This is a genomic window from Bartonella sp. DB5-6 (assembly GCF_000278115.1).
Taxonomy (GTDB): Bacteria; Pseudomonadota; Alphaproteobacteria; order Rhizobiales; family Rhizobiaceae; genus Bartonella; species Bartonella refiksaydamii.
Map to the genome: position 1 here is coordinate 1 of NZ_JH725129.1, position 5,939 is coordinate 5,939.

The 5,939-nt window shown below is 42.9% G+C and carries 10 protein-coding genes; 3 read left to right on the forward strand and 7 right to left on the reverse strand.

Annotation, left to right across the window (positions count from 1 at the left end; genetic code table 11):
• The 6 genes from MCO_RS09475 to MCO_RS09500 all read right to left on the reverse strand — a co-directional run.
• On the reverse strand, positions 1-1,332 hold a 1,332-nt coding region (locus MCO_RS09475; RefSeq protein WP_007554223.1), incomplete at its 3' end, for a DUF4815 domain-containing protein.
• A 1-nt stretch (position 1,333) separates the two neighbouring features.
• Entirely contained in the window at positions 1,334-2,440 is a 1,107-nt protein-coding gene (locus MCO_RS09480; protein WP_007552705.1) for a phage tail protein, read from the reverse strand.
• Positions 2,440-3,267 (reverse strand): baseplate J/gp47 family protein, encoded by an 828-nt coding sequence (locus tag MCO_RS09485; protein ID WP_007552707.1) that lies wholly within the window; start codon positions 3,265-3,267, stop codon positions 2,440-2,442. Before MCO_RS09485 ends, MCO_RS09480 begins: the two co-directional genes overlap by 1 nt.
• On the reverse strand, positions 3,264-3,605 hold the full coding sequence (locus MCO_RS09490; protein ID WP_007552708.1) for a GPW/gp25 family protein: 342 nt from the start codon (positions 3,603-3,605) through the stop codon (positions 3,264-3,266). Before MCO_RS09490 ends, MCO_RS09485 begins: the two co-directional genes overlap by 4 nt.
• Positions 3,602-4,291, reverse strand: coding sequence for a phage baseplate assembly protein V (locus MCO_RS09495; protein ID WP_007552710.1), 690 nt, complete (start codon positions 4,289-4,291; stop codon positions 3,602-3,604). The genes MCO_RS09490 and MCO_RS09495 overlap by 4 nt, the downstream gene beginning before the upstream one ends.
• Positions 4,272-4,817: a hypothetical protein gene (locus MCO_RS09500; RefSeq protein ID WP_007554226.1), complete on the reverse strand. Its 546-nt coding sequence runs from the start codon at positions 4,815-4,817 to the stop codon at positions 4,272-4,274. The genes MCO_RS09495 and MCO_RS09500 overlap by 20 nt, the downstream gene beginning before the upstream one ends.
• Before the next feature lie 54 nt (positions 4,818-4,871).
• On the opposite strand from MCO_RS09500, the gene MCO_RS09505 reads away from it, so the two are divergent.
• The 3 genes from MCO_RS09505 to MCO_RS10435 are packed head-to-tail and all read left to right on the forward strand — an operon-like array spanning position 4,872 to position 5,640.
• Complete coding sequence (locus MCO_RS09505; RefSeq protein ID WP_007554228.1) at positions 4,872-5,144, forward strand: hypothetical protein; 273 nt, start codon at positions 4,872-4,874, stop codon at positions 5,142-5,144.
• Positions 5,134-5,451 carry a type II toxin-antitoxin system HicB family antitoxin gene (locus MCO_RS09510; RefSeq protein WP_007554230.1) on the forward strand — a complete coding sequence of 106 codons (318 nt, stop codon included), beginning with the start codon at positions 5,134-5,136 and terminating at the stop codon, positions 5,449-5,451. Before MCO_RS09505 ends, MCO_RS09510 begins: the two co-directional genes overlap by 11 nt.
• 42 nt (positions 5,452-5,493) lie before the next feature.
• Positions 5,494-5,640: a CopG family antitoxin gene (locus MCO_RS10435; RefSeq protein ID WP_007554232.1), complete on the forward strand. Its 147-nt coding sequence runs from the start codon at positions 5,494-5,496 to the stop codon at positions 5,638-5,640.
• 47 nt (positions 5,641-5,687) lie between these two features.
• On the opposite strand, the gene MCO_RS10950 is transcribed toward MCO_RS10435, so the two are convergent.
• A partial coding sequence (locus MCO_RS10950; RefSeq protein WP_007554234.1) for a hypothetical protein occupies positions 5,688-5,939 on the reverse strand: 252 nt, incomplete at its 5' end.

The following is a 5,939-nucleotide window of genomic DNA, read 5'->3' on the forward strand; positions in this document are numbered from 1 at the left end:
CACATTGCCCCCTGTATTCAGTCCTATACGGTCAATACGCGGTAATTTGTAAGTGTAACTTACAATAATATCACCACCTTGCGCTCCACCTGAGACGGTAATTTCCTGTGCTGTTACTTTATCGGCGGTAACTTGCGCACGATAGCGATAAGTCACCTTATAGGTACTTCCCACTAAAGGCTCGTCTCCTACAAGTGCCCAATCAATGGTGTCTCCTGTTTTTTTAAAATCTGTGCCTTCTTTAAATTCCTTGCTTCCTTGAACGACTTTAATAAAAGAAGTGATGCTCTTATCAGGAACACCATCACGCCCAGCGGCAACGGCACCACGGGTGACGTTAACGGTTTTTTCTTTTGTCAACAAAAGAGACTGAATATCGGCAATGGGAGCGTAATAGGTTTTAAAGGTAAAGCTCGTTTTCCCTTTTTGAGGTGAAAAAATATGCGTTTCTTCGGGAGTGGCATGAATGGTGGCACTCGGATTAAAATCAGTCAAGAAGGTGATGGTGTTAGCAGGAGCAGAGTGAATGTCAGATTGAGAGCTTGTTTCCCCTGTTTGAGGAGCAAAGATATGGGTTTCGCTTGGAACAACATTTGTCGAAAAATCTTCTGGTTCTTCATGGCGTAAAGCAGCAAGGCGTTTGCGTTTAAAACCATTGATATTGGCTTCTCCTTCTTGAATGCTAAACACTTGGCAGCCGTTGTTTTGTCCTAAAGCGCTTACACGGCATCCGCTCACGATATAATGCCCATGGGCACGGTCATAAGTAGCAATAGCTTGCATGGCCGGTTCAAGTAATGAGGGTGATTTTTGATCAATCAAAACACCATCTTGCAAAATGTAAACCGGAAAGAAAGTCCCTTGCTGCGCATCCTCTTTCAGTGCCCAAACAAGCTGTGCTGTTTCTCGTGCGGCACCAGGCTCTCCTTCTGCCAAGGTGCCAGGGACTTGCCCCAACAGCTCTGGATCATCCTCATATGTCACCCATTTTTTTTGCAGCTTCACACCAATTTCCAAGCGCCCAATCATGGAAACATTCTCTAAGACGGCATTTGAAACTGGAAAGATATCACCGGCAATATAAATCTTGCCGTCTGTTAACGTGACAGTTTGCGTGTCTTTGTTGACAAAAGCATCAGCCCGTTCAACGCGGTCTCCTTCTTGTGCCACAAGGCGCCCCAAACGGTTATGGCGTCCCCTTATGATGGTTTGAACCTCGTTGAGTTCACCACTTTGAATAAAGGGTCGTTGTCCATAAAAGACAACGCTTTGTTGTTCCTCTTTGCCGCGAGATCTGTCAATTGCAAAGGGCAAACCACTTTCATGCTTCATGTTAAAACCTCAATAAAATCTTGAATTGTTCGCGAACATCGGCACGCAAAGGAATATTAATGGGCGTTTTGAGTATCTCCACACCACCATTCAGTTCATCAGGCTCACACCAAAGCTTGCCAAAGGGGATATCTTGTTTGGGAGAAGCATGAACGAGAACAGAAACAAATGCTGCTTGTTTGCCATCAACGTCGCGAAAGTCTGTGCGTGCTGCCACAAGAAGCGCCGTGCCCATCGGGGAGGGCTGGAATCTGCCACCACAATGGCTATAAACACCATTCAAAGCCTGTTCTACCGGCGCTACAGCATAGCATCTGCGATACCCAATCACGCCATCTTGGGTGTCTCTTAACACGAGATAAAGTGTGCGGCTGCGAAACCACTCTGCCATCAGCATATCGCGTTCATGTTTTTTGACCGAACACCACGGAAAGTTTGCCATGTCCCATGGGTAATCGATCTGATCGAAGCTTAATTCCTCATCCCCACCATCCATCCAATTGCCAATCAGTATGCCTTCTTCTCTTGTGAGAACGCGCTCTATCTCTGTTGTGCGTCCAAAGGAAAACAAAGTATTCCCAGCTATGAGGCTTACACCGCTCTCATACTCCAGCAGACTGTCATCAAGGCGTGACATATTGCATTCAACAGCTTGCACATCATAACCCATGACACCACGGCGAAAATCAGAGCGCAAACTTTTGGAAAGGTCGGTAATTGCTTCAATGGCTTCAAGGCTTTTCCGTTCAGGCAATTGATCAAAGTAGAGTTGAAAGGAGTTCCACCAAACACGCCCCGTCCATGCGGGTTGAAAGCGTGCTGTAACCCCCAGCCATGCAAGCCCCATCTCAATGGCAGCAAGGGAGCCACGTATCCTCTGCCAGGCAAGACCTTGATCAATGAGATCATAAAGATTGGGAACATAAGGTGTAAGCTCTCCAAGTCCATATTCTTCAATCAACCATGGTAAGAAACGGGGAGGGCGTGTGATCAGTTTAGAGCGTGAAATCCCCAAAACAGAACCGTCAACATCTTGATGAAAATCGCAAGCATCGGCAAGGCGCTTTTCAAATTCTGTTGCGTTTGTGGGGAGTAGGGAGCCAACCATTAGCGCGCACGCCCTTTGAAGTTTAAGGTGATTTTTCCAATAGCTAAAACTTCTTCATCACAAACCGCACTGTCTCTGGTTGGTGCAACGGCAATCACTTTCTGAACACCGGGGATCATCAGTTTCGAAATCCACCACGATAAGCTTAATTCACGACCAATGGCTTGTTCTTGTCTCCATGCTGCTCTTAAATTTGCTTCCATTGTCGTGAGAATTTTTAACGATGTTTCCGGTAACAGCCAAACATCTGCTTCTAAATCCACCACTTTTTTGACAGCAGCGTGCACAATGATTGTATCATTGGTCATGATGATATTCTTTTTGTTAAGAGCTTGTGAGACTGTTTGTAAGAGATCTTCGGATGCTGTTCCTTCTTCATTATTGCCAAAAAGAGCAACATAGATGGTTGGGTCTTTGCCTTTTCGATAAATAATTGCATCCTTAACACGACTATCTGCTGTTAAGGCTATAAGCTTGTAATAGGGCTCTGTCCCGCTACCTTTGCCACCACGGGCATGAAGTTTTATGCGTTCACGATACCTCTCGTCACTTTCACCATCCATGCGGGCAAGACCATGCCAATTTCCCAAAGCATCAAGAGATTCACCAGTTGCAAAATCAAGAATGTTGTTGCGTGCCGCTTCGTTAATACGCTGTCTTAAAAGCAACTCTCGATAGCTAAAAGCTTCAATGACTTTTACGGCTGGATCACTTTCGAGAATAGTATATTCAGGCAAAAGTTCTTTTAAATGGGCAAGAGCAGCAGCGCGTATTTCCTCAAAAGAAATTTCTGTGATGATTTCTGGTTTTGCAAGCATTCCATTCATTTTATTAGTAATCCTTCCATGGTGATGGGCTTGCCTGATGGCAAATAAATGCCTTCAAAGGATAAGGAAACTTTTCCAGCCTCAACCATTTTAAAATCAATTTTTTTCAATTTAAAACGCGGTTCCCACTTGTCTAACGCCTCAGCAACAGCAGCATAAAGAGCAACAGCAAAAGCATTATTCACTGGTGCATCAATCAGTTCTGCAACACGTGAACCATAATCACGCCGCATTACACGCGAACCAATCCGCGTTGACAAAATATCAAGGATTGATTGGCGCAAATGATCAATGCCGGTCAATGACTTTCCTGTTGTACGGTTCATTCCACTGTTCAATTGGGACCTCCTGTCATAGAGCCACCAGGGAAAACACCACCATGAACATGGCTGTTTCCAATATTGGTGCCGTTATGCTTTAACCCACCTGAATGAATGGAAACATCATCACCGGAGTGAAGAGAGAGACTATCATTCGAATTCAGTGAAACGCCACCACCAGCCTTCAAAGAGATGCCGCCTTTTGCGTTTAAATTTATATCGCTTTCTGAAACAATCTTTATGCCATCTGGTGCGATAAGCTCTAGCTTACCACCATCACCTTTTAGTGACACGCCATCCGCAATCGTGAGGATAAACTTTCCGCCCGATTTGATAGTGAGTGCATAGCTGTTTTGTTCATCATCATATTCAAGGCTGGTTCCATCAGGATAAAGTGTCTTATGAATATTGCCTTTATCGGCTGCTTGATTAGCATCTGTATGAAGTGAACCAATAATCACCCCTTGTGATAGATCTCCGGACGACGAGACAACAATCACTTGCTCTCCAATATCACGCCCTTCATAGGAGCATGTTTTACCGGCGCGGGCTTGTGTGTCTGGAATCCAGTCACTAACAAGATTGCCACTTTTTACCCGATAGCGTGCGTTTTTATGGTCGACATGGCTAATCTTACCTACCACAACCATATTTGCTACACGTCTTTTTAAATCTGTAATTTCTTTATCGCGCCGCTCTAACATGTCCACCTTCAATTTTATGGTATTTGTCCTCGTTTCCTACGCCTGTTTCTGGTTCAAAACTTAAGAAAGGTTCAACGAGTCTTGCTGTTACACTGCCTTCTTCATTAGGGGAGGGGATATTCGTCACATAAGTGACCTCAAAGGTTAAAATTGCACCATGGAGCGCTAGTGCGCCATTATCGCCAAAGGCAAAAGCAATATTTTGTAGGTGGCATGTCTCAACCGTGTTGTTAAGATTAGGATTAGCATAAAAAATCTCCTCAACTTCCCATGCTAGTTGGTCAACAAAACGTGCACCGTTTTCTCGTGTGTCGTAGCACTCAACATCCACTGTTAAAACACGCTGCCTTACCCCATAATCATATCCATCTTTAATCGTTTCACTTTGCGTTGAGATATTAATCGCCGGCATTGCTTCAATAAATAAATTGAAATCACGCATATTGAAAACATTGTCACCAGCCGCCGTCTTTGCTGCTTTGATCAACGCAACAAAGCTTTCCCTTATCGTCTCTCTCGGATGCATGAATATTCCTGTTTAGTTGATGCCGTCTCTAAAAATGATTGACTAGGATTAATAATGATACTATTATTGGCTATGAACAATAAAGTTGAAAAAATAATCAGCTTGATGAAAGCATCACCAAAGAACATCAAGTTTTCAGATTTGTTGGCTGTATGTGTACATTTTTTTGGAGAACCTCGGAACAATGGTACAAGCCACTTTGTTTTTAAAACCCCGTGGCTTGGTGATCCCCGTGTGAATATTCAAAAAGATTCTGGTAACAAAGCAAAAGCTTATCAGGTCAAGCAGGTCTTACAAGCGATAGAAAGGATGAAACATGAACAATAATCATTATACATATCGTGTTTTGTGGTCGCAAGAAGATGAGGAATATGTCGGATTGTGTGCAGAATTCCCATCCCTTTCATGGTTAGACGTTCAAGCAGAAAAAGCTTTAAAAGGTATTATGGATCTTGTTTCAGAAGTTGTTGAGGACATGCAACATAATGGAGAAGAAGTTCCTGTACCTTTGTCACATGGTAAATATAGTGGTAAGTTTCAATTAAGAATACCACCAGAACTCCATAGAAAACTTGCAATACAAGCCGCTGAAAATGGTGTGAGTTTAAACAGATACATTTCTTCTAAACTTTGAATCTTTTAAAAGTCTATACGTACTAAAAGAAAATTAATTTTTATGAAAACCTCTAAATTAAAACAAATACCCGTTTTTAAGACGGATGAAGAAGCAGAAAACTTTGTTGATACTGCAGATCTTACAGATTATGACTTAACTGGTTTTAAACCCGTTCATTTTGAATTTTTACCTAAAGAAGCCTCTTAACCACCTCCCCATTTTTGAGAACAGGGAGGGGAGTTGTGTTTTTAAAGTTAAGCAACCTTTTTAATGGGGCTCTCCAAACTTGGTTCATAAGCTCGCAACAAAGAATCCATACGATGTGGAATTTCTGAAGCTCCAAAATCTGTCAAAATTGCCAAGATTTTTGTAATATTGGGCACGTCATCTTGAAGCTTTAAAACCAGAGCATCTACGACTGATTCCATAACCTCAACTATAGCATTGCAGTCCTCATCTCCAATGCCTCGATGGTTAGAAAGCTTAAACAAAGCCATCCACAAATC

Coding starts and splice junctions, on each gene's coding strand:
- MCO_RS09480 (WP_007552705.1), bottom strand. CDS start 2,440: ATGGTTGGCTCCCTACTCCCCACAAACGCAACAGAATTTGAAAAGCGC.
- MCO_RS09485 (WP_007552707.1), bottom strand. CDS start 3,267: ATGAATGGAATGCTTGCAAAACCAGAAATCATCACAGAAATTTCTTTT.
- MCO_RS09495 (WP_007552710.1), bottom strand. CDS start 4,291: ATGTTAGAGCGGCGCGATAAAGAAATTACAGATTTAAAAAGACGTGTA.
- MCO_RS09500 (WP_007554226.1), bottom strand. CDS start 4,817: ATGCATCCGAGAGAGACGATAAGGGAAAGCTTTGTTGCGTTGATCAAA.
- MCO_RS09505 (WP_007554228.1), top strand. CDS start 4,872: ATGATACTATTATTGGCTATGAACAATAAAGTTGAAAAAATAATCAGC.
- MCO_RS09510 (WP_007554230.1), top strand. CDS start 5,134: ATGAACAATAATCATTATACATATCGTGTTTTGTGGTCGCAAGAAGAT.
- MCO_RS10435 (WP_007554232.1), top strand. CDS start 5,494: ATGAAAACCTCTAAATTAAAACAAATACCCGTTTTTAAGACGGATGAA.